The organism is Planctopirus hydrillae, from assembly GCF_001707835.1.
Lineage (GTDB): Bacteria > Planctomycetota > Planctomycetia > Planctomycetales > Planctomycetaceae > Planctopirus > Planctopirus hydrillae.
Genome location: NZ_LYDR01000130.1, coordinates 28,108 through 49,274, shown reverse-complemented (window position 1 = coordinate 49,274; position 21,167 = coordinate 28,108). Strand labels below are relative to the sequence as shown.

Sequence of the window (21,167 nt, the reverse complement as noted above, 5' to 3'; positions counted from 1 at the left end):
GTAGACTTGATGAGTGATTTGCTCAAGCGGCTCGAAGCACAGTTGGAACACCGGCTCATGGAACTCCCCGCCGGGTCTTACGTGACGGAACTTTCGCAGGCGGGTCATCATATGATGGCCACAACGCTGGTCGAAAAGGCCTACCAGATGGTCGAAGCCTGTGCGGAAGAGGATGCAGGGAACCCGGGCGACGTTCCTGCAGCAGCCGCCAACGTGTTGTTCCACTGGATGCTGCTGCTCAAGGCCTACGGACATGACTTGAGCACGGTTGAGCGAGAACTCACGCAGCGCTTTGATCTGCGGTGAGCCATCACTTCAATTCGGTGATCTTCACAGGCCGGCGATCATGATTTTTTCGCAGAAATCGCTTTGAGCACTTTCGTCCAGTTACTGCGCAGTTCTTCCTCACTCAACCCACCAGAGTTGTCGGCATCGATCTGCTTGAGAAACTGTCGATGGCCAGACTGAACCTCGCTCTCATCGACCTCCCCATTTCCATTGCGATCGAGAGCTTTGAGAAGTTTGCGGGGCCCCTCTTTGGAATCGAGCCAGTCGGTCATGAGGTTGGCAGTCTCTGCTGTTGAGCGGGGGATCGCGATGTCAAAGTAGCCAATCATCATCTCTTCCCAGGATTGATCCCCCCAGGTGACGACTTTGGAAGGGTCAGGGTTGGCGAGATTATCTGGTGAATTATCAAATGTCGCCGAGGCGAAGAGAGTTGAGCCGCGAGCCACTTTGATCGGTTCTGCCAGGCGATACTGTGTCTGCCAGTTGAAGTCGTAATGGGGAACATTCAGCACAACTTGCCGTTCCCCACCGGGTGACTGCAATTCGTAACGGAATGACTTCCCCCGGAGATGCATGTGAGGTGACATCGACAGCAATTCCAGCTCGACGGGAGCTTTTGTGGGCCTGGCGTCGACGCGCTGATTGTCTTTGTACGGCTCTAATCGAAAACGGAGCTGAGCCACACTTTCCGTCTTGACTTCATGCGTGACTTTGGCGGGATCAGCAAAGATCAGCCCGACTTTTGTGCGATCTTCCTGGGCCTCGCCATTGGGAGTGTAATGTACCTGAAAAATAAACTTGGAACCCTTCGGGATACGTTTGGCATAGCCTTCCGGGAGTGGCTTCAATCTCAATCCAGGCACATACGCCACCAGAAACTGCTTATCGTGATCAAACTTTTTGCCATCCTCACTCAGGAACACAATGACGTGATGGACAACAGCCCGGTTCCCGGGTTGAACCTCAACACCCGAGATCCAGCGATCTTCGGTGATGCCAGGATCTGCCGAGAAATATTGATATTTGACTTCGCCGGTCGACTTGACAGAGTACGGCCGCTCGCTCATCCACACCACCTGATCCGGCTGACGTGGTAATTGCCAACCATTGGTGAAAACTGGCAAAGGAGGTCTTTGCGAAATGTCTCCTGCCGGGGTCCCTTCGGCGACCCATTGCTTCAATGTGTCAATTTCCTTTTGAGAGAGCCTCCGTTCATTGAGGAATTTGGCGTGCGACTCCTCCGCATGCCAGGGCGGCATTCTTCGCTCACTGGTCACTTCGGCAATCATTTCGGCCCAACCCGCAGCCTCTTCGTAGTGAACCAGGCTGAAAGGCCCAATCTCACCGGGACGATGGCACTCGACACAATGGGCATCGAGGATCGGTGCGATGTCTTTGGCCCATGTCACTTGAGGCTCTGCCTTCGGCGAACTCAAGCGGCCAATCAGGCAGCCAATAACTTCGGTCTTGCTGATTTCGACGTTTTTCTTTGCCAGAATCTGTTCGACAGCCAAAGCCAGATCTTCGCGAGTCGGAGCTGGCCTTGATTTCCCAATCCCGTGCTGATCGTCGATTCGACCGCTATAGCGAATGACGCGGTTTTGATCGAGCACGACCACTTGAGGTGTTCGTTCGGCCCCTAACGCCTTGAGCCAGTCTTGATGGGTATCCTTCAGAATCGGGTAGCTCAGTTTTTGGCGACGGGCTTGGGCCTGAATTTCGGCCAGCGAATCTTGAGGATTGGCGTTAACCCCCACGAATTGTACGCCCCGATCCGCAAATCGTTCCGCAAGGAGATTCAACGTCTTGGCATATTGCAAAGCCAAAGGACACTCTGTTCCCAGAAAGGCCACCACCACGACGGGTGATGCTTCCGATTTCGGAAACGTCCAGACGTTTCCTTCGACATCTTTCCAGGTTTTATCAGTCAGCTCGGAAAGAGCAGTCAACTTTCCCTGCGGGCTCTCGGCAGTGGCAGCCGCCTGCGGCGTGTTTTCCACCGCAAAAGTCGGAAGTGCCGCCCAGGATCCTGACATGAATCCCGCGAGGCAAACCAGTGGCTTCAGGAAAGATGGTGTCGATCCGCTCATAACTGATGGCCCTGAAATCTGTTCACTATCTTTTGGCTGCCCTACCAACACCTGTCAGCACAGTTCCCTGTGACTCAAAAGGACTTACCCAGGAAAAGTGCTCCGGGTTTCAATACAGGAACACCTGGCAGAATGGTGGGTTCTCCAGAGTTTTCAGTCATCCCGCGGTTTTTGGGAAGAGCGGAATGTGAGCGCACAGAGAATTAAGACACGCTAACTTTCCTCACCTGGGGAAAAACTGCCAATCGTCGGCATGGCCAGGCTGGTGGAAGCGTTAATCCATGGTCTTCCTTCGGCATGTGCAATGGCCCGAAAGATACCTTCCCAGGTGAATGGACTGGCTTCCGCAGAAATCGATAACCCAGCTTCGATGGCGGCTTGTGTCGTCACCGGACTGATGCTTACAAATCGAGCCACATTGATGAACTCTGACGCATTGTGGCCAGATTCTCTCAAATAAGCATCAAGTAGTTTTTTCCAATTCCTGGCAATCGATGGGCTGCTCAAGGCAATCCAATCGAGTTCTTTACGGGAGAGTTTTTCCCAGAAATCTGTCGGCCAACTGGTCACATCCTCATTGCGATAGACCACCGCCGTTTCTATTGACCAGCCTGCTTTTTGAAGTCGTTCGGGAATGACTTCCCGTCCACGATTCGCCCGGAACCAGATCGCTTTTCCAGATGGGAATTGCTGGGTGAGTTCTTCCGCAAGGACTTCTCCGCGAAACTGAGAGGGCACAAAGTCGGCACGAAGATGCCATTTCTCCAGTTCGGCAGCAGTGCTCGCACCAATGACGGCAAGTCGGCAGCTTGCCAGTTTGCGACCATCCAGCCCGCGTTTCCACAAATGCTGCATGAAACAACGCACACCATTCACACTGGTGAAAATGATCCAATCGAATTCTGCGATACGGTCAATGATTCCATCGACGAGGGCCCAATCATCGATGGACGAGATCGAGATGGTGGGCATCAGCAGCGGAGAACCTCCCAATTGCTCACATTCGAGGGCCGTGAGTTCCCCCTGTTCGAGTGGTCTGGGAATCGCAATTCTCAGGTTGCGAAGTGGCCGCTCTTCAAACCAGGCAGCAGGCGTTCGCCATTCAATCGCATTACCGATCATGGCAAGTGATGGTGCCAGGAGATTGGCCTGTTTGGCCCTGGCAGCGATATCCGCCAGAGTCGCTTCCACCATTTGCTGACGAGATGTAGTCGCCTGACTCACAACCATGGCAGGTGTCTCTGCCGGCTTGCCGGCGTCGATGAGTGCTCTGGCGATCGTCTCCAGGCGATGCAAACCCATGTAGAAGACGAGCGTGCCAGGAAAATTGGCCAGAGACTGATAATTCAATGTCTGTTCAGTTTTGTCTGGATCCTCGTGCCCTGTAATGAATGCCACCGCAGAGGCACACTCACGATGCGTCAGCGATAAACCCGAATAGACGGCTGCAGCAGTGGCGGCTGTAATTCCCGGAACCACTTCAAACGGAATCCCCGCTTCAGCAAGAGCGGCCGCTTCTTCACCGCCGCGCCCAAAGATAAAAGGATCGCCTCCCTTTAATCGCACCACGATCTGGCCATTGCGTGCCGCTTCAATCATCCGGGAGTTGATCTCCGATTGAGAAATCCAGCCCGGATGTGTGCTGATGGCGCGATCTCCACCTGCCGAACGACCTGCGCGACAGCTTCGAACAGCCTCACCACGCGACCAATTCAGAATCCGTGGATTGACGAGGCCGTCATACAACACCAGATGGGCCTCCTGTAGACATTGCCAGCCACGAATGGTCAACAATCCCGCATCACCCGGCCCGGCACCGACCAGATAAACTTTTCCAATCCGATTCGTCATGAGTCTTCCGGTGATCAACGCGGCCAGTTTTTCATTTTTGTCCCTGAACCAGAGCGTTACGACGGTTGGGATAAAGACTGAAAACGGGATCCTTCGTATCTTGAGGCTTTGTGGTGTATCTTTATGGTAATTCCATCCTTTGTCGATGAACAACACTCTCTGAATCGAAATGACTCCGAGAGTCATCGTCTGTTAGATCCTTACCGACTTTTTACGGTCCATCAAAACCGTTCTCTGGAATCGAAAGTTTTCCTATATGCCCAAACGTGAGACTGGTTCTGGCCGGTCATCTTCTCCAGAGAACCGTCCGAGACCTTATCGGTCTGCAACCCAACAGACGGATTCTGATCCTCATGCAAGGGAGGAAGAAGCGACAGATCCCTGGGTGAGAGCCTCGCGCAAACTCTCAGGTTCGAAGCATCCCCTGCGAAGTACCAGCCCGAAAAAGGCCGACAGAAAATCGACTTCGGGGGCCGGACGCAGTGGAGGAAGTAACCCACCACCTTCCAGGGCGCTGCATGGACGATCGGCATCCGCGCGGACAGGAACGACACGCCCGGGAAGACGTGAAGCACTCGAGGCGATCGATTCCGTTAATGCCGCCATGGCGAAACTGACTGGACCGCAAAATTTCCGTGAAGGATCCAAGGCCTCTGCCAAAGGAGACCTTGAACTGGCTCTCAGTCACTTTCGAGAAGCCGTCCATCGTTCGCCATCGAGTTTGCCTTATCGAAAAACGCTAAGAGCGACGGCTTGCCGTAAGCATCGGCAAAACCTGGTCGGGTCGCCCAATGCGAGCAGTGTGATTATCCGTCTGGTGGTGCTCATTTCCGATGCGAAGAAGAAACGGGAGTGGCACCGGATTGATCGACTGGCCGAAGAAGGCCTGGCGCTCAATCCTTGGCATGATCAACTTCATGCACTGGCAGCCGAGGCCAATCTTGAAAGACGCTACTATGAAGTGGCTCTGTTTCTTGCCGATACCGCCCGTCAACTCACTCCGGGTAACCAGGAATTTGAGGTGTTGTATCAGAGGATTCAGGAAGCGATGAGAAATCCTGCAGTAAAGGATCGCTCAATGACAGAGACTTCGATGGCCAAGCGAAAAGCGGCACAGGGCAAACCGACCAAAAAATCGACTTTAACGCCCGGGACGAAGGCGAAAGCCAAGATCGTCGCGAAAAAATCTGAAAAGGTGGATAAAGCACCTCGAAAAGCGTAAATATCTAGTTGCAAATCTGTTCTGAGCGAAGACCGATCGACTAACTTCAGGGCTGCCAAATGAATTTTCTCGTTAGATCTCATACCGCAGGATTTTCGCTGCTGTCGAGTTGCCTCATGTTCGGTCTGGTGCTGGCAGGAGTTCAAAGCCGATTAGCACAGGCTCAGGAACCTGCCCAAACTCCTTTGAATGTCCTGGGAAGTCTGGTTCCTGATACAGCCAATCTCGTCGCTGTCATTCGCGTTCAGGAACTTCTCGACAGCCCGATGGGACGCGCTGCCAACTGGAGACAGGCACATCAGGCGGCTTTCCTGAATGGTGCTGCCACTGTCCCGACCAACGCCACCATGCTGGTGCGTGCGGCACATGTTCAACCCGATCATAACCGGGTCGTCTGGTCATTAGCCTTAGCCCAGATGCAGGGCACGTGGACGCTTCGCACACTCAGCCAGCCAACCGGCGGGGTCATTCAACAGGTCAATAATCACCCGGTACTGGTTCTCAGTTCCGATGCTATTGCGACTCAACTCCCTGGAAATCGCCTCGCAATCCTCTCGCCCGCCTCGAGGCATGACCTCGGTCGATTTCTGCGTCATACCACTGAAACTCTGAATGGTGCCTCACCGCAAAAATCCTGGGCCGAGACCCAAATCGATTCGTCCAAAAGTCACATTATGCTATCTCTCGATATGAGAGACACGTTTGACCCGGTCGTGGCAGCCAACTATCTGCAGTCAACTCTGGCTTTTGCTGGTAAACAGAACGAAGCCAGGATTATGGGTCAGATTCTGTCGGATCTCGAATTCATCGAATTCGATGTCGATGCCAGCAGTCAGCTTGATATGACGATCAAAATGAGCTTCTCCCGCTCTCCCACAAGACCAGCCAGCGAACTGCAGCAGGTGTTCGTCAATTACCTTGATGACTATGGCTTTCATCTCGATGAAATTGAAACTGCAAAAGCCACACTGAGCGGTCGCGTGCTGACCTTATCGAACACGATTTCTGATGCCAGCCTGCGTATGGTGCTCTCATTGATTCGTGGTGTGGGTGCAGGAACTTTGCTCCCCGAATCTCACTCGGCACAAACTCCAGAGGAAGCAACTCTGGCGGCATCAATTGCTTATTTCCAGACAGTGAATCAGCTTGTCGATGATCTGTTTCGCCAGGCATCGCGCGGTCACGACTATCAGCGAGTCGCCTCGTGGTACGACAACTTTGCCCGTCGTATTGACGAGTTGCCCATTCGAAATGTTGATCCGGATCTGCTCCGATATGGCCGTTCGATCAGTGCCCGCTTGAGACAAATCGGAATGTCGCTGCGCGGGATTCAATTAGAAATGGGACGCGTCGCCAGCTACGCTGAGTACCGGGTGGATGTCACTCCCCCCCAGGTTCAATGGAATGGTGGCTGGGGTGGAAACTGGAATGGCTGGGGTTGGGGCGGAGCCTGGGTGACACCGGGAACTGTGAATGTCGAAACCAACTTCCCTGAAATTCGCGGCAGACAGGCTGATGCGATTGCCAGAGGCACGACTGAGCGCGAGACCATCTGGAAATCGATTAACAATGATCGAGCCATTGTTCGCGACGACATGATGAAGAAGTTCAATGTCGATTTTCTGAATCCACCTCGTCGCTAGAACAGTCACTGATTGACAATTTTTCATGGAGGATGATTCAACAATGTTTCGACTTTTAGGATTCTGCCTGGCCCTGGGATTGAGCTCGCTCTTGCTGACGACTGCCCATGCCCAGGAAGCTCGCGTGGTAGACAAAGCCGGGTTTGACAAGGCGATCGCAGCACATCGAGGCAAGATTGTCATTGTGGATTGCTGGGCCACCTGGTGTGTGCCTTGCATCAAGCAATTCCCCAAATCGGTCGAACTTGCAGATCGTCATGCCAGGGATGGCGTGGTGCTGGTGACATTGAACTTTGACGATGTCTCTGGAACCAAAGTGCCAGCGAAGGTCAACAAGTTCCTCGCCGAGAAGGCAGGAAAAGGGGACCATCTGGTCAGTGCTCATTCTTTGAGTGATGACGGCGCAGAGATTTTTGGAATCTCAGACGCGGCTCTACCTCATTACATAATCTATGGCCGCGATGGAAAAATCGCCGCTCGGATTGCCAGCACCGAAGACCTGCCAGCGACTCACGAACGAGTCGAACAGGCCGTCCAGAGCCTGCTCAGCAAATCGCCCCGGTGAGTCGATGAGTTAAGACCCATCGACTCAGAAAACCTCTTCACTGAGGTCTAAGCCAATTAAGGTTCAACCCAGAGTCGCTGTCGCCAGCAGGTTGGAGAGTCGACAGATGTTTCGGCGGGATTTGTCTGCTGGTTGTGATGTCAGAATCACGGCATAGGCTCCGAGTTCCGGATCCATCCAGCAGAGTGTTCCCGTGGCTCCCCAGTGACCGCAAGTTGTTTCAGGAAGAAGTTCGCACAATGGGGATGTGTGCTGGCGCCAATTGAGTCGCCAGCCATAACCCCAACCCCGCGTGCGGCGTTCGATCTCTCCCAACTCTGGGAGCATCTGAACCTGGTTTTCCATCGATCTCACAAGTGACTGACGCGAAAGAAACCCGTGTCCAGGACCTGCCTGGCCATGTTCAATATCAATCGTGGTGAGGCAAGCTCTAAGGAGCGAAACGATATCTGTGGGAGTACAGACCATTCCACCCCAGGGTGCCCCCAATGTCCGCCACCACGGACTATTCCAGTTCCAGTCGTCGCCGCCAGCCTGTTCGGGGGGCACTTGAACGGAGATCTGTCGGCGTTCAATTCGCTCGAACGATTTTTCAGTCCCTGCTCCCAGAGCCGAATCATGCATTCCCAGAGGCTCAAAGATGGTTTTTCGAATGAATTCTCCCTGAGGCAGGCTGGTGATCTTCTCCATGATTTTCCCCAGCACGGAATAGCCCAGTGACTGGTACTGCACACCCCGGCCAGGAGCAAAAGACAGCGATGCCCGACAAGCTTCTGTCACAAAATCATCCAGGGTCGCGTGGGCTTTGCGAAGCTCGACGTTATTCGGCGGGAGATCGGGCAAACCGGATGTATGAGTCAGCAGATGGCGGATTTCGATGCCGTGCTTCTGTTCGTTGGCGAATTCCGGGAGAAATCGAGTCACGCGATCATTCAGGAGAATCTCACCAGCTTCAACCAACGCGAGTATGGCCATCGCCACGACCGGTTTAGTGATGGAAGCCACAAGATAAGCGGGTTCGCCTTCGAGTAAAGCCGCTCCCAGTTTTTGGATTTCAGGTCCGAAATGCCTGGGGGCGTAATGCCTGCGCGGCGATCCACAAGCGAAGGAAAGCGTCACGCCTTCGGCTTTGGACCAGCTTTCAGCCAGAGCCTGAGCCCGATTCCATGCTTCCTGCGAAGAGACAACCATTGTGAACCTCCCTGCTCATCTGCCAGTAAAATGAATGATCTACGAGACAGGATGACTCGATCACCCTTCAGGATTCGCCCGCGAGCATGCCGCCGACAGGTACAGTCTCAATCCGCATGATGCTGTCGAGCCTCGTGATCTCGAGAACTTCGCGAATCTCTGGATTCGGATTGAACACCATCAGTTCCACACCGAGTTTGGGAATGGTGGCAAGTAGCCCCAGCATGCCACTGGGGACAAAGCGAACATTCGTGAGATCGACAGCCAGCGACTGACATTTCGTGGTGCGAAGCAGCAATGTGAGTTCATCGCGGCAGATTCCGAGATCGAGTCGATCCGGGCGGTTCCTCCCGAAACCAATCACCGTTAATGGGCCGGATTGGTAGACTGCAAATGAACTATAGGGCTGACTGGTCATGATTTACTCCTGAGTTTCAGGAGTGTGTCAATTCCTGTCATGCAGGTCAACTCGCCTATCATGCAGATTAACTTGATTGAGACGACTCAACAGGAGTGCCGCCTCAATTCGACCACGCAGCGAAAAGTGAGTGAAAGGGCAGGATGGTTGGAATAAAGACAGCCTTGATACAAACACATCGAACGAATAGATGTAAACTCATCCTGCCGAGAGGAAGTCTGCCCATTCTTCTCCAGAAATTCCAGTCGAATCGTTGACGATCGACGATTTTGCAGAATTTCGAGATGATGCTCAGCGAATGATCAACTCCTCACCCGCTTCATCGACACGAGGGGATTGTCCACCACGCAGGACACTGTTTCCCTGGAAGAGAGTCCGCTGGTCGATTGGGGTGGGATTCAACCAGTCTTCTTCGCGAAATTGACCACTCGGCGAGTAGGCAGCCAGTGCGTTCTGGTAGGTGACAATCTCAATCTGGTCTTTCGTGATTCCGGCCTGTTCCATGAGTCGAGCTGTTTTGGGAACAGCCAAAGCATCAGAAACGCCCCAGTCAGCCGAGGAATCGATAATGACCCGCTCTGTCCCGTACTGTCGGATAATCTCGACGACCCGCTCATTACCCATTTTGGTGCGCGGATAAATCGTGAAGGCACACCAGTAACCACGATCCAGAACTTCTTTGCAGGTCTCTTCGTTGTTGTGGTCAATCACGACACGATGAGGGGCGATCCCGAGATCTTCAATGATATCCATCGTGCGGTAAGTGCCCCGCTTTTTATTTCGATGCGGCGTATGAATCAGAATGGGAAGATCGACCTCCACTGCCAGTTCGAGTTGCAACCTCAGATACTTCTCTTCGAGAGCGGTCTGGTCATCAAAGCCAATCTCACCAATCGCCACGACCCCTTCTTTGGTGAGATACAGGGGCAGCATTTCCATCACTTCGTCAGCCAGTCGCTCGTTATTGGCTTCTTTGGAATTCAGGCCAATCGTGCAGTAATGCCGAATGCCAAACTGCGAAGCGCGAAATCGTTCGAAGCCAACGAGCGTAGCAAAATAATCCTGAAAGGAACCGGCAGTCGTTCGAGGCTGTCCCTGCCAGAAAGCCGGCTCAATCACAGCCACCACCCCCGCAGCGGCCATCGCTTCATAATCGGCCGTAGTTCGCGAAACCATGTGAATGTGCGGGTCGATAAAGGCCATGATCAAAGCTCTCCTGTGGAGTCACCCGGCTGTGATGTATTGACGATGCTGATGATACCATCAGGAACAAGACAATTTTTCGCTCTGACTGGTCGAATCTCGGACGATATTCACTTCTAACTGACCGTTCGCGGCACGAGAAGTTCCCAGGTCAATTGACCCGTTTCCCATTCATCACGAAGTTGGCTGGCTGAGGCAGGCCCGTCGAAATTTGCGCCGGAATTTGATTCCACTAACGTCAGGAATGCTGCCCGCTGTTCCGTGGGATTACCTGACTCCAATAGCTGCTGCAGCTTGTGGGTCGCCCGGGAATTCAGGAAACGAACCATGGGTCGCCAGAGATCGAGAGGCACTTGCCGACCTGCTGCCTGACGTTCTTCGGCAAAATCGAGCAGCATGTCGACGAGTTCCGGATTGTTGCGTTGATCAACCGCCCAGATGCCACTGAGTGAGATGTCGTTGAACAATGTCTTGAGAATCAGTTGGTTCCATGAGTTATTGCAGAGATTCTCAGCGGGGTACGGGTTGTCGTAAACAATCGCCAGAAGCACGCTCCGGATGTTGGAACGAATCCCTTCTTCACACCGCTGCTGGTGGGCCTCCGGATAAGGGAATAGTGGCAAAGCGCTGTAGAGAGCCACCAGTTCTCGCACTTCTCCGGCGTTAAAGAGCGGATCAAGGACACTCAGTAATTCTCCGGCGGTTCGATGTCGCCATTGGAGAATCAGCCAGGTTCGGGCCGCCTGATCGACGCTCCAGGCCTCTGGATGCCAACCTGGCCGCACTTTATGGGCCGCTTGAAGCTCCTCGGATGAGAGGTTCAGATCGGATTTGCCAGTTTTTCGCGGAACGAGCCCAAATGAAAGAAATAATCCCTTACGGTCACCTTGAGAGATCTTCTCCGATTGCCTGGCCAACCACTCCAGAGCTGAAGGCTCCAGCCTTGTTTGCAGCCAGGTGGCCAGCACATGAGCAATCTGCTCTGTTCGTTCTGTCTTCGAGGATGTCTTCGGCAATTGAGTTGGGATGACGGCCGGTGTGGAATCAGCAATCGAATTCATGGCAGGAATCTCGGAGGAGGCATCATGGCAAGCGGCGGGTGAACATCTGACTCAATTCTTACGCGGTCATTCAACAAGTTGAGATCAGCAACCAGGGTGGATCAATGACCATCAGCCATGCCGGCTGCAGCCCGAAGGATGACCACAGCAACTGTTCATTACAGGTAAAGGAGATGCCGAACTGCGGCCACCAGCCACCATGGCGAGCATACCGCCAGAGATCAATCTTTCGACGGGTGTCTCTGCTGGTGTGGTTCCAGGCAGACGCCCTGCCTTCTCACAGAGCTCGCCCCAGGTGAGAATCTGCTCACGGATCCCGTGAGAAACACTGACCGTTTCATTGTTTGCAGGACAGAAATAATCGTAATTGATCATGTCGGGGCACTCTTTCTCACATGAAATCATCGGTTGAGTGCGTCACAATCATTTCTCAATCGAACGCAGAAACAACCTTCTATGTCAGAATACCGCCGGATGAGTGCAGCGGGCAACCCTTGCAATTTGAGCCCACCTGCTCAGCTCTTCCTGCGAATCAACCCCAGGCAAAGTGAAAGTCGCAAAGCATGTCCGCTTCCACACGACCAGATGGTGGATTTCTCGGGAGCAGCCCGTTCAATGGGCAGTTTCCTCAAACTCGCCTGCGCCGCAATCGCCAATCGACGTGGTCTCGGGCATTAACACAGGAAAACCATCTGCACGTCAGCAATTTGATCTGGCCGGTCTTCGTGATTGATGGAGTCAATCACGAAGAAGAAGTTGCCAGTATGCCCGGAGTCTTGCGCAGGACGATTGATCGGCTGCTGCCAGCCTTGCAAGAAGCCGAGTCACTGGGGATACCGGCAGTGGCCATCTTTCCTGTGACGGAACCACGATTAAAAGATGCTGAAGGAACGGAAGCTATCAATCCTGAAAATCTGGTCTGCCGGACTGTCCGCGCGATTAAGCAGGCAGGTCTTTCATTGGGAGTGATCTGCGATGTGGCCCTTGATCCTTATACATCGCATGGTCATGACGGAATTCTGCGTAACGGCGTGATCGTTAACGATGAGACGGTGGCACGACTTTGCCAGCAAGCGGTTGTTCAGGCTCAGGCGGGCTGTGACGTCATTGCTCCGTCGGACATGATGGACGGCCGCATCGGTGCGATCCGCAACGCACTGGATGAGGCTCAATTCCAGCATGTGCAGTTGCTTTCTTATGCTGCCAAATACGCCTCAGCGTTTTACGGGCCATTTCGTGATGCTGTCGGATCGGCTTCACAATTGGGACAAGGTGACAAAAAGACTTACCAGATGAATCCGGCTAACACGGATGAGGCAATTCGCGAAGTGGCCATGGATCTCGCGGAAGGGGCTGACATGATCATGGTCAAGCCCGGAATGCCTTATCTGGATATTGTTTATCGAGTGAAAACTGCGTTTGGAGTGCCCACTTTTGCTTATCAGGTCAGTGGCGAATACTCGATGATCGCTGGTGCCGCTGAAAAGGGCTGGGTGAACCGGGAGCAAGTGATGCTGGAAAGTCTACTGGCATTTCGCCGGGCTGGTGCCGATGGAATTCTTACCTATTTTGCGGTGGAAGCAGCTCGCCGACTGAAGAATATTCATTGAACGCCTCTAACTTTTGATTGGCGAGTCGAGGAGCAAATGCTTTCATAATTCCGGTTCTTGTTGTCCAGCTCTTTGAGTTTAGCAGGGTGATCGCCATGCGAATTTTTGTTGCGTCGTTGGGAGTACTCTTAGGGTTGGCATCACCAGCTATTGCCCAGCCTCCTTCCGAAGTTATTCGTAGAAATGTCATTATCCAGGATCCGACTGGTGATAACGCCGAGAAAATGACTCCGCCCATTGCGACAAGTGGAACGTTTGAGGTTGACGAAGTTGAACTTTATAGAAGATTAGCGACTGATGCTCTCAAGACTGTTGATTTGAATTCACTGACGTTGACGATTTGGTTTGCCCAAAAGGATGTTGAATTACCAGAGCATGTTCTTGTTCATCTTCATGACCTGGCCGTTATCGAAGATGATCGGGGAAAGCGATTGCTTTCCGATGAGCAACTCAAAAATGCCCATTACATCAAGGAACCCAGGCCAACGGGAATGATCAAAACGGCTCGCGGAAAATCCGGCCCGGTCATTTCATTACAACTGTCTGCCCCAGATCGGAATGCAGCCGTCATTCGCTCTCTCAAAGGAAAGGTCACTATCTCTGGGATTGGAATGGAGCACATTGAACTGACAGATTTGAGCAAACTGAAGGGTGGCTTGATTGAGGATGAGCGTCTGAAAGACTTCCCCATTCGTGCCAAGGTTTCCTACGAAGATGAACAAACGGTTGTAAAGCTTCTGCTTCCTGAGAAACACGATCAATTGGAGTTTTTCGGCCTCTTCCGCAATGATCAATCAATCCGTCCATCCGGTGGACACATAACTGGTGAAGATGGAATGACAAGCTCAGTCGTGACTTATACCGGTGATCAAACCAAAGGCACGTTTTTGGGAATCATTCTAAGAAAAATGATTGATCCCAAAACCATCGATTTTGAATTTAAGGACATTTCCCTTCCCTAATTTCAAGCGTGACTTTCGATAGCATCGAGTGCTTATCTCTCGGCAAACTGCGATCGAGATACAATAAACGACTGATTGAACGACACATAAAGCCCGAACCTCCCCAGAGACGACTAGTCTCTGGGGAGGTTCGATGTGCTGGAACTGAGCTCAATTCTACGTCAGGACTAAATTCCCGCCTGATCATTCCAGCCGATGGCTGGCCCCAGGTTTTGTGTGGGCACAATCTGCAGATCGAGCGGATTCGTGACGGCACCATCACCACGGATAATCAATACCTGAGCATCAATAACGCCATTGACTGGGATGTTCTCGGGGATCTTGAACTGAACCCCAAGATCGTACCAGCCGTAGATTTCGGGATCGATTTCCTGATTATTGATTGTGATCACGACTCGTCCGGGTTCTGGGCCCAGTCCTTCACCGGCCAGAGAAACCATAGTTCCCGGGCTGGTCGCTGTGGTATCGAGTGAGAAGGCTGCCGGATCGACTGAGAGAATCTCTCCTCGGTCAACCACCGCTACGTTGTTCTCGGGATTGCTGTCATTGAGTACGCGTTCTGTGTCGGCAATCAGATGCAGTTTCTGGAAAGGTTCCTTGCGTCCTTCGGCATTCACAAACAACTGATTAGCCTCTATCGGCAGACGGATATCGACTGAGGTGATCTGACCAGGTTCCATAGTTCCGATCGTCACACCCGATTGTGGTAATGCGGCATCGGGTGAAAGATCATTCGCTGCCATCAGCACCACATGGAAGGGTTGCGAGATTGAGGTGGTCGCATTGTTCCGCAACCAGACACGATACCTGGGCCCCAACTGCTGTTCTGTATGACCAGAATCCACAAACCGGACAGCCAACAGTTGGATATCCACACTGTTATCGACAATCGTGACAGGTTCTACGTCCACCCACGTCCCTGATGCGACCATGGGAAGCGTTTGATATTGGGGGTATTGCCAGACTGTCGTCCAGACAGGTGCTGGTTCACAGTAGATCGGCCTGACATACACTGGCCTGGGGTCGTAGACGACAGGGACAGTGTTCCACCACGACCAGCGAACCCATGGACTCCAGAACGGGAACCAGGTGTATCGCGGGTAGAACCTTGGCCCTGCATACCAGGAACTGAAGCTGACGCGCGAATAGACAGGCGCGATCGGGCCGTAGTAACGATTTCTCCAGCCACCACGTTCTACCAGAAGGTTGTTGAACTGGAGTTGTCTGGCGACATCCCCTCGGCGGTACAGTTCAAACTGCCGTCCGACATTAAAGCGGTTATAGAAGCTGTAATTGCGAAATGAATTGTCCCAGCGGTTATCCACAAGGCGATCCTGGAATCGACCACTAACGCGATCAATCCTGAGTGTCTGCAACTCACGATCATCGTTCCGACCAAAAAACCGGGCGAGATCGCGTGAATTGTTCAATTCTCGAAGCTGCTCACGGCTTTGAATACGGCTCAAATCCCAATTGTCGTTGTCAGGTCCGAGTCGCCCGTCAGCACCAATTCGCACAGGGATGACATTCCCGCGATCAAGAGCACGGGAAACTTCTCGTTGATCAGAAGCGAGTCGTTGCACATTTCGATTGAGATCCTGAAGCTGTCGCTCGATGTCTTCTGTTCGTGCCTTCACAGGTTTGACCGGGGCGACACCGAATACGGGTCGATTTTCTCGATTGGTACGCCCCTCGTCGTTACGAGAGCTGCCACGGTCTGGATTTACTCTCAGGCCGGGCTGGCGATCTCCTCGCTCGTCGTTGCCATTCTCCCGGTCTTGCCGGGGTTCATTTCGATCCATACGTCCGGGACGATCTGGATTATTTTCGCGGCTGGGAGAAGTTCCACCGGGAATCGGCAGCCCGGGAAGTGCGCCCGCAGGCCGTTCCCCACGAGTACGGTCCCGGTTCTCGCTATCCGCTTTTCGATCAGAGCCATTCTCTTTTCCCGCCTGCCGCTCCGGTCGATCTTCGCGGCCAGGCATCGGTTGAACGTCTCGGCCCGACGGATTACCAGCTTCGGGTTTATCGACATTCCCGGGGATTTTGGGCGTTTCGGCACGACCAGGAGCGTCCGAAGTTTTCGGTGCATTGGGCCTGCGATCCAGCCCAGGTTGTGGTCGAACTGGTGACAAAGGCTGATTCGTGCCCCCATTGGAAGGGAGGTTGCCAGCGCGCGAGCCTCGGCCACCACCCAGATTGGGTGTGACAGGATTCGGTGCATTCGGGTTTGGTGTCACCTGATTAGCAGGATTGGAATTACGATCAGGAGCCATCTCGGGACGATTATTGCGGGGACTGTCGCCGTTAGGGAGGCGGTTTCCTGGAGCATTCCGCCCTGCCCCTTGTGTGGCAGGTTGACTGTTGGTTTCTGGATTCTGTCCACGCTCACGAACACGACGATCGCCTCCCCCTTCTATTCCGGCAGGATTACCACCGAGAGGATTGGCAATGCGAGGGGGAATTTGTGGAGCCGTTTGCCTGGGTATCTGAGGGGCAGTCGGCGGTTGTGGGTTCGACGGCGGGATTGTTCCTGGAACTCCCCGACCAGGAAGATTGGCCCCACGTTCATTTCGAGGAGTTGCCCCCGTGCCCGGCGAAGTTGTACCCGCGCCTGGAAGTGTGGGAGCGATTTGTGGAGCACGATTCGTCGGCAAATCGACTCGGGGGCGATCGCCGCTTCTGGGACGATCAGCGCCTGGTACATTGCGATTGATTTCGCGATTACCGCCCGGCACAGCCGAGGGACCATTCGGCAGAGGATTGGCAATGCGTGCCGGAGGTCTGGATTCAGCGCGGGGTGTTGGCTGCGTAGCAGCGGGAGGCTTCTGTGCCGATGCTGCAGGAGCGGGTGGTGCTTGTCTTGGTGCTTCCGTTCTTCGCTCGATTCGAGGAGCGGGTTGACTGCGTGGGGCCGGCTGTGGACTTCGCGCCGATGGAGCTTCGGCCTTTGGCCTCGGAGCGGGTGTACGATCCGGCCTGCCCGCTGGTCCCCCTGATTGAGGCTCACTCTTTCGTGCCTCGCCTTTTTCAGGCTTATCAGCCATGGCCACCTGGCCCATCGTGAATTCACCGGCAGCACAACTGATGGCAGCCCAGGAGATCAAACCCCATGGAAACTTCTTGTTGAACATCATTCCCTCCTGAAGACGCTGCAAGGCCATACTGGCCAGACGATTCATTGAAGACAAACTTGAGCGGCTCACCAACCGGCAAAGCCCGCCACTTCGTACATACCCAGAGAAAATGGTGCCACAAAATGTCCTCCCCTGGCCAAGGCTGGAAGACAATGACGTAACCAATGACAGAAAAAGGCCTTACAAAACGAGAAATATTCAGGAAATGTCAGATTTCAAGTGGCAACCCTCTCTGTCGAAACTCATTGTGATGGCGCTGGTTATCTGTGAGATGTCAGCGTGACACACACCATGGTCGATTTTCATCCAGCTTGTCCCCGACCAATTCAACCCTCTGTCCATAATGTTTCAACGCACTGGATGCCTTCGACATTTCCGATTCTAGCGATTCTTCTGATCAATCGAATTCTAGGGAAGAAATTGTCTTTCATGTTCCGACAGACAACTGGAGGACAGTGATTGATTTGTGGGCCCTTTAAGTGGGAACGACCTTACGTGTCAGGCTGCCATGACAGTTCCGATCTTCGAAAAATCCTGCAAGCAGGCGTTCTTGGCGTCATTTGCGGGGCATCGATGTCGGGTTGTCAGATGGTGAAACACAGCACGTCGATCCATTCGGTCAATCTCGATTGGAACACTTACCGGCAGGTCGCTTTCTGGTGTGAGGAGCGGGATCATCTTCCCTTAAGGCCCAATCGCGTGGCCATGACTCAATGGGCCTATAACCCCGGAGGACGCCTGCCACAAAGCTGGAATGGGACAGCGAATTGCCCGCCGGAAAGCATGCTCGTCGGGCCAACTGGAGAGCCGTTTTCACAAAACCTCGGGACAACGCCCGCTCCGCAGCCAGGTGGAATCCCCGAGAACCACGGCATGCCACCCATGCCCTCGGGATCCTCCGGGCCTGCTCCACAGCAGCTGCGCACACCGCAGGAACTTCCTGCCCCGCCCGGTTGGGGGGGAGTTCCCGAGAATGGTATGCGACCACAAAGCTCTTCTCCGCAAGGCTCCACAAACCCGGCTCACCCGGATCTTCTCGATCACTCCGCTCCACCGACGATGAACACTTTACCTGGCGAGAGGCCACGGGGTGAACAACCCTCCGATCCCTTAGGGCCAACGGCTACTCTGGCACCATCGGGAGTCCAGAAAGCTGGCTATTCGGTCGAACCCAGTCAAAGGCGAGTGATTCAAAAGAATCCTGCCAACAGAAACTGGATTTTTACAAATTGAGCGCGACTTTTGTGATGCCCTCGCCTGACTATTCAGCCAATCCTTGAGCGAAAGCTTCGGGAGGAAGTTCCTGACCAGTGATGGAACGAAAGAGGTTCGTTGCGTAATCGGCAAAGACTTCGGCAGGCTCGACGATTTTCGCCCCTCGCACTCGCGCTTCATCAATCAATGGTGAATCTGCGGGCATGCTACTCAAGTCGAGAATCGTCATGCCGGGACGAATGATCGTGGGACTGATACTCGTCTTTCGCGAGCCATGATCCAGATTCTCTGACGCCACGACGAGGACATCGACCAGCGTGTCGTACAATTTCCCCAGAGGGACAAAACGCGCATCAGCCATCGTGGCAATCTGTTGACCTTCATCATCATCTGCCGAGCAGATGCTCACCAGCCCGTTACGCTTCTTGATTCCGACAGCCAGCGAAGCTGCCAGTCCTCCCTTCCCGACCACCATGACATTTTTACGATCCAGCGGTCGATCTTCCGGCCCGCTTCGCCCCAATGTTTCTTCCAGCAGCCTGAGTGCTGTCTTCCAGATCAGGTTGTGACTGGCCCATCCGTCAGGGCGCTTGATGTACAGATCCCCCGCTTTGGAAATCGCTGAGACCTCGTCCTGTGCGGACGCGATCGGAAAGACGCGGCGACTGGCATAATTTGTGGCAATGACACCAGGGATTTTGAGGATGTCGAGCATTTTGGGAATGGAATCGACAGATCGGAATTCGATGGGAAGGCAGCGGGTATTCAGATCGAGTGTGTCAAAGCCCGCATTGAGAATTTTGCAGAGCATCGTCTCACCCAGCCCGAATCCGACAACAGCAATAAATCGTGTCTTCGGGCCAATCTGTCGCCAGCGATAAACATCATCCAACTCACTGACTGTGGGTTGGCCCACGAAGGCTTCCATCCCCTTTTCGAGAGCGGCATAAATCCACGGTGAGCCATACTTCCGACCGAGCAATGAGAAGGTAAGCCCGGATTTTCCCAGCCCTAATCCCACCACGGGAATGGCTCGTTTCTGACTGACAACCGAGAGCAATGGCCAGGCCGCTTCCAGCAAGTCGGTCGGCCAGGTAAATTTAATGACATCCGCCTGCAGGATCCCGGCATTCTCAAAAGCTTCTTCGAGATCGTGGAGCGGTCGATTCATGCTCGTATAACTGATGACTCGCTGGACTTTTCCGAAACGAGGAATCTTTTTCGCTGCCGCTTCATCCAATTCGACGTAAGCCGGGCCAGCCAGAATCGCCTGTCGCAAGAGCTGAATTCGCTCGTCTTCGGTTCCTTTCCAGCTCCCTCCATTTTCTGCACTGCGACAAGAGACCAGAATGGGCTTCTTGGACGACTCAATCAGGTCTTTGACATCAGGCTCCTTGAGCAATCGATCGAGGCATAATTCCACAAGATCAGATTGCCGGGCGGCATTCAGAATGTCGACTTTCGCCAGTTGCCGCGATTCCGGAGTAACAGAAATACAAATCATGTGAATCCACGACTTTCCTGGTTCGTTATCGATTGTGAACTCGACAGCGAACCTGCGCAAAGAATGAGATATGATGTGCTGATGGCCTAAGACAATACTCCACAGTTCCAGAGACGTCGAGAGCCTGCCGACCACGATCTCAAAACTGTGAGTTCTCGCGTGGTCGATTGTCAGAAGAAACACCAATTCCATTCTTCACGTAGAGTCCACTTGATGGACTTTATGACGTTTTCCTGATCATGGTTAGCTCATGTATCGATTTGTCAAAGCGCAGCATCTAAGGCGACCAGCCGAGTTCGAGTTGGTCTATCGCCACAAACAGAAAGTGGCCGATGGGGTGTTGCTGGTCTTCGCCAGACGACGATCAACCCATGTGCCCAGCCACGGGCCCGAAGAAACTCGAGCCAAAGATCTGTCGAGCACTCGACTGGGGCTTTCCGTTTCAAAGCGGCGAGGGAATGCCGTGATGCGCAATCGAGAGAAACGATTGATACGCGAAGCATTCCGGCTGACTCAACTGGAGCGTCCGCAAGGGCTAGATCTGATTGTCGTGCCCATCGCCACGACACCTTTGACGCTCGATCAGGTGAAGCAATCTCTTGTGAAACTCAGTCGAAAACTGGAGCGGAGAATCCCACAGGCGTCGGATGAACTTGCCTCAGCCCCAGAGATCACGAGAGTGGATGCGACTGATGGTGCGTCAGAAAAAAACCAGACGCCCCAGGGATCTTCGGAATGAGCGACGATAACGAAATGCACGAAGAGAACGTTCCGTCCGTTGCTTCGCTCGAACTTGCCAATCAGCAGTCTGTCGGGCAGAACTCGATCATCACAAAGATCTGGTGGATCGGTCTTCTTCTCTTGTCGGCTGTGGGCTGGATGCTGTCTTTCGTGCTGATTGCGGCTGTAAGAATTTACCAGTGGACCATCAGTCCCCTTCTGGGCCCCGTCTGCCGGTTTCATCCCTCCTGTAGCCAATACTTCATTCTTGCAGTGAAAAAGTACGGGCCGATCTGGGGCACTCTCAAGGGACTCTATCGCATTACCAGGTGTCATCCGTGGAATCCGGGAGGATACGATCCCCCTTAAGTCCGGAAAATCTGAAAGTTCGATGAATCCAATGCGTTGCAGGTTTCGTACATGTCCACTGAGCTTCAACACGTGCTATTCTGCGTAGTGATCATTGAAACTCCTGGAACCACACTTC

18 protein-coding genes are annotated in these 21,167 nt (G+C 53.4%); 9 read left to right on the top strand and 9 right to left on the bottom strand.

Annotated elements, in window-relative coordinates; genetic code table 11:
- Window positions 1-9 precede the first annotated feature (9 nt).
- Window positions 10-306: a phosphoribosyl-ATP pyrophosphatase gene (locus A6X21_RS16430; RefSeq protein ID WP_068849844.1), complete on the top strand. Its 297-nt coding sequence runs from the start codon at window positions 10-12 to the stop codon at window positions 304-306.
- Window positions 307-344: 38 nt separating this feature from the next.
- On the opposite strand, the gene A6X21_RS16425 is transcribed toward A6X21_RS16430, so the two are convergent.
- On the bottom strand, window positions 345-2,378 hold the full coding sequence (locus A6X21_RS16425) for a redoxin domain-containing protein (protein WP_068849840.1): 2,034 nt from the start codon (window positions 2,376-2,378) through the stop codon (window positions 345-347).
- A 213-nt stretch (window positions 2,379-2,591) separates the two neighbouring features.
- On the bottom strand, window positions 2,592-4,229 hold the full coding sequence (cobA, locus tag A6X21_RS16420; protein WP_068849926.1) for a uroporphyrinogen-III C-methyltransferase: 1,638 nt from the start codon (window positions 4,227-4,229) through the stop codon (window positions 2,592-2,594).
- A 385-nt stretch (window positions 4,230-4,614) separates the two neighbouring features.
- Here cobA and A6X21_RS16410 point away from each other — a divergent pair, with 385 nt between their 5' ends.
- Genes A6X21_RS16410 through A6X21_RS16400 form a run of 3 tightly spaced genes read left to right on the top strand, consistent with a single transcriptional unit; the run spans window position 4,615 to window position 7,659 of the window.
- The gene (locus A6X21_RS16410; RefSeq protein WP_131818389.1) at window positions 4,615-5,451 is read left to right on the top strand and encodes a hypothetical protein; all 837 of its coding nucleotides are present in this window, start codon (window positions 4,615-4,617) and stop codon (window positions 5,449-5,451) included.
- A gap of 59 nt (window positions 5,452-5,510) precedes the next feature.
- Window positions 5,511-7,094, top strand: a complete 1,584-nt coding sequence (locus A6X21_RS16405) for a hypothetical protein (RefSeq protein WP_131818388.1) — start codon at window positions 5,511-5,513, stop codon at window positions 7,092-7,094.
- 43 nt (window positions 7,095-7,137) lie between these two features.
- On the top strand, window positions 7,138-7,659 hold the full coding sequence (locus A6X21_RS16400) for a TlpA family protein disulfide reductase (protein ID WP_068849829.1): 522 nt from the start codon (window positions 7,138-7,140) through the stop codon (window positions 7,657-7,659).
- A 63-nt stretch (window positions 7,660-7,722) separates the two neighbouring features.
- On the opposite strand, the gene A6X21_RS16395 is transcribed toward A6X21_RS16400, so the two are convergent.
- The 5 genes from A6X21_RS16395 to A6X21_RS16375 all read right to left on the bottom strand — a co-directional run bounded on the left by A6X21_RS16395 (window position 7,723) and on the right by A6X21_RS16375 (window position 11,907).
- A complete protein-coding gene (locus A6X21_RS16395) occupies window positions 7,723-8,850 on the bottom strand; it encodes a serine hydrolase domain-containing protein (RefSeq protein WP_068849826.1) in 1,128 nt (375 codons plus the stop codon).
- 67 nt (window positions 8,851-8,917) lie between these two features.
- Entirely contained in the window at window positions 8,918-9,268 is a 351-nt protein-coding gene (locus A6X21_RS16390) for an STAS domain-containing protein (protein WP_068849823.1), read from the bottom strand.
- A gap of 291 nt (window positions 9,269-9,559) precedes the next feature.
- Complete coding sequence (locus A6X21_RS16385) at window positions 9,560-10,471, bottom strand: TatD family hydrolase (RefSeq protein WP_068849820.1); 912 nt, start codon at window positions 10,469-10,471, stop codon at window positions 9,560-9,562.
- A 116-nt stretch (window positions 10,472-10,587) separates the two neighbouring features.
- The gene (locus tag A6X21_RS16380; RefSeq protein ID WP_068849818.1) at window positions 10,588-11,532 is read right to left on the bottom strand and encodes an EboA domain-containing protein; all 945 of its coding nucleotides are present in this window, start codon (window positions 11,530-11,532) and stop codon (window positions 10,588-10,590) included.
- A 111-nt stretch (window positions 11,533-11,643) separates the two neighbouring features.
- On the bottom strand, window positions 11,644-11,907 hold the full coding sequence (locus tag A6X21_RS16375) for a hypothetical protein (RefSeq protein ID WP_068849815.1): 264 nt from the start codon (window positions 11,905-11,907) through the stop codon (window positions 11,644-11,646).
- A 188-nt stretch (window positions 11,908-12,095) separates the two neighbouring features.
- Here A6X21_RS16375 and hemB point away from each other — a divergent pair, with 188 nt between their 5' ends.
- Both hemB and A6X21_RS16365 read left to right on the top strand, forming a co-directional pair.
- Window positions 12,096-13,142 carry a porphobilinogen synthase gene (gene hemB, locus A6X21_RS16370; RefSeq protein WP_068849812.1) on the top strand — a complete coding sequence of 349 codons (1,047 nt, stop codon included), beginning with the start codon at window positions 12,096-12,098 and terminating at the stop codon, window positions 13,140-13,142.
- A 17-nt stretch (window positions 13,143-13,159) separates the two neighbouring features.
- Entirely contained in the window at window positions 13,160-14,104 is a 945-nt protein-coding gene (locus tag A6X21_RS16365) for a hypothetical protein (protein WP_131818387.1), read from the top strand.
- A 167-nt stretch (window positions 14,105-14,271) separates the two neighbouring features.
- Here the strand turns inward: A6X21_RS16365 and A6X21_RS16360 are convergent, their stop codons facing one another.
- The gene (locus A6X21_RS16360) at window positions 14,272-17,286 is read right to left on the bottom strand and encodes a hypothetical protein (protein ID WP_068849806.1); all 3,015 of its coding nucleotides are present in this window, start codon (window positions 17,284-17,286) and stop codon (window positions 14,272-14,274) included.
- Window positions 17,287-17,829: 543 nt separating this feature from the next.
- On the opposite strand from A6X21_RS16360, the gene A6X21_RS16355 reads away from it, so the two are divergent.
- Window positions 17,830-18,474, top strand: a complete 645-nt coding sequence (locus A6X21_RS16355; RefSeq protein ID WP_131818386.1) for a hypothetical protein — start codon at window positions 17,830-17,832, stop codon at window positions 18,472-18,474.
- Between the two features lie 28 nt (window positions 18,475-18,502).
- Here the strand turns inward: A6X21_RS16355 and A6X21_RS16350 are convergent, their stop codons facing one another.
- Window positions 18,503-19,960 (bottom strand): type I 3-dehydroquinate dehydratase, encoded by a 1,458-nt coding sequence (locus A6X21_RS16350; RefSeq protein WP_068849923.1) that lies wholly within the window; start codon window positions 19,958-19,960, stop codon window positions 18,503-18,505.
- 250 nt (window positions 19,961-20,210) lie between these two features.
- Between A6X21_RS16350 and rnpA the strand changes: the two genes are divergently transcribed.
- Window positions 20,211-20,699, top strand: a complete 489-nt coding sequence (gene rnpA, locus A6X21_RS16345; protein WP_068849800.1) for a ribonuclease P protein component — start codon at window positions 20,211-20,213, stop codon at window positions 20,697-20,699.
- The gene (yidD, locus tag A6X21_RS25250; protein WP_240490296.1) at window positions 20,696-21,049 is read left to right on the top strand and encodes a membrane protein insertion efficiency factor YidD; all 354 of its coding nucleotides are present in this window, start codon (window positions 20,696-20,698) and stop codon (window positions 21,047-21,049) included. Before rnpA ends, yidD begins: the two co-directional genes overlap by 4 nt.
- Window positions 21,050-21,167 lie beyond the last annotated feature (118 nt).

Bases quoted from the DNA above. Each gene is read 5' to 3' on its own strand.
- A6X21_RS16430 (WP_068849844.1), top strand. From the start codon at position 10: ATGAGTGATTTGCTCAAGCGGCTCGAAGCACAGTTGGAACACCGGCTC.
- A6X21_RS16425 (WP_068849840.1), bottom strand. From the start codon at position 2,378: ATGAGCGGATCGACACCATCTTTCCTGAAGCCACTGGTTTGCCTCGCG.
- cobA (WP_068849926.1), bottom strand. From the start codon at position 4,229: ATGACGAATCGGATTGGAAAAGTTTATCTGGTCGGTGCCGGGCCGGGT.
- A6X21_RS16405 (WP_131818388.1), top strand. From the start codon at position 5,511: ATGAATTTTCTCGTTAGATCTCATACCGCAGGATTTTCGCTGCTGTCG.
- A6X21_RS16400 (WP_068849829.1), top strand. From the start codon at position 7,138: ATGTTTCGACTTTTAGGATTCTGCCTGGCCCTGGGATTGAGCTCGCTC.
- A6X21_RS16395 (WP_068849826.1), bottom strand. From the start codon at position 8,850: ATGGTTGTCTCTTCGCAGGAAGCATGGAATCGGGCTCAGGCTCTGGCT.
- A6X21_RS16390 (WP_068849823.1), bottom strand. From the start codon at position 9,268: ATGACCAGTCAGCCCTATAGTTCATTTGCAGTCTACCAATCCGGCCCA.
- A6X21_RS16385 (WP_068849820.1), bottom strand. From the start codon at position 10,471: ATGGCCTTTATCGACCCGCACATTCACATGGTTTCGCGAACTACGGCC.
- A6X21_RS16380 (WP_068849818.1), bottom strand. From the start codon at position 11,532: ATGAATTCGATTGCTGATTCCACACCGGCCGTCATCCCAACTCAATTG.
- A6X21_RS16375 (WP_068849815.1), bottom strand. From the start codon at position 11,907: ATGATCAATTACGATTATTTCTGTCCTGCAAACAATGAAACGGTCAGT.
- hemB (WP_068849812.1), top strand. From the start codon at position 12,096: ATGTCCGCTTCCACACGACCAGATGGTGGATTTCTCGGGAGCAGCCCG.
- A6X21_RS16360 (WP_068849806.1), bottom strand. From the start codon at position 17,286: ATGAATCGTCTGGCCAGTATGGCCTTGCAGCGTCTTCAGGAGGGAATG.
- A6X21_RS16355 (WP_131818386.1), top strand. From the start codon at position 17,830: ATGGTGAAACACAGCACGTCGATCCATTCGGTCAATCTCGATTGGAAC.
- A6X21_RS16350 (WP_068849923.1), bottom strand. From the start codon at position 19,960: ATGATTTGTATTTCTGTTACTCCGGAATCGCGGCAACTGGCGAAAGTC.
- rnpA (WP_068849800.1), top strand. From the start codon at position 20,211: ATGTATCGATTTGTCAAAGCGCAGCATCTAAGGCGACCAGCCGAGTTC.
- yidD (WP_240490296.1), top strand. From the start codon at position 20,696: ATGAGCGACGATAACGAAATGCACGAAGAGAACGTTCCGTCCGTTGCT.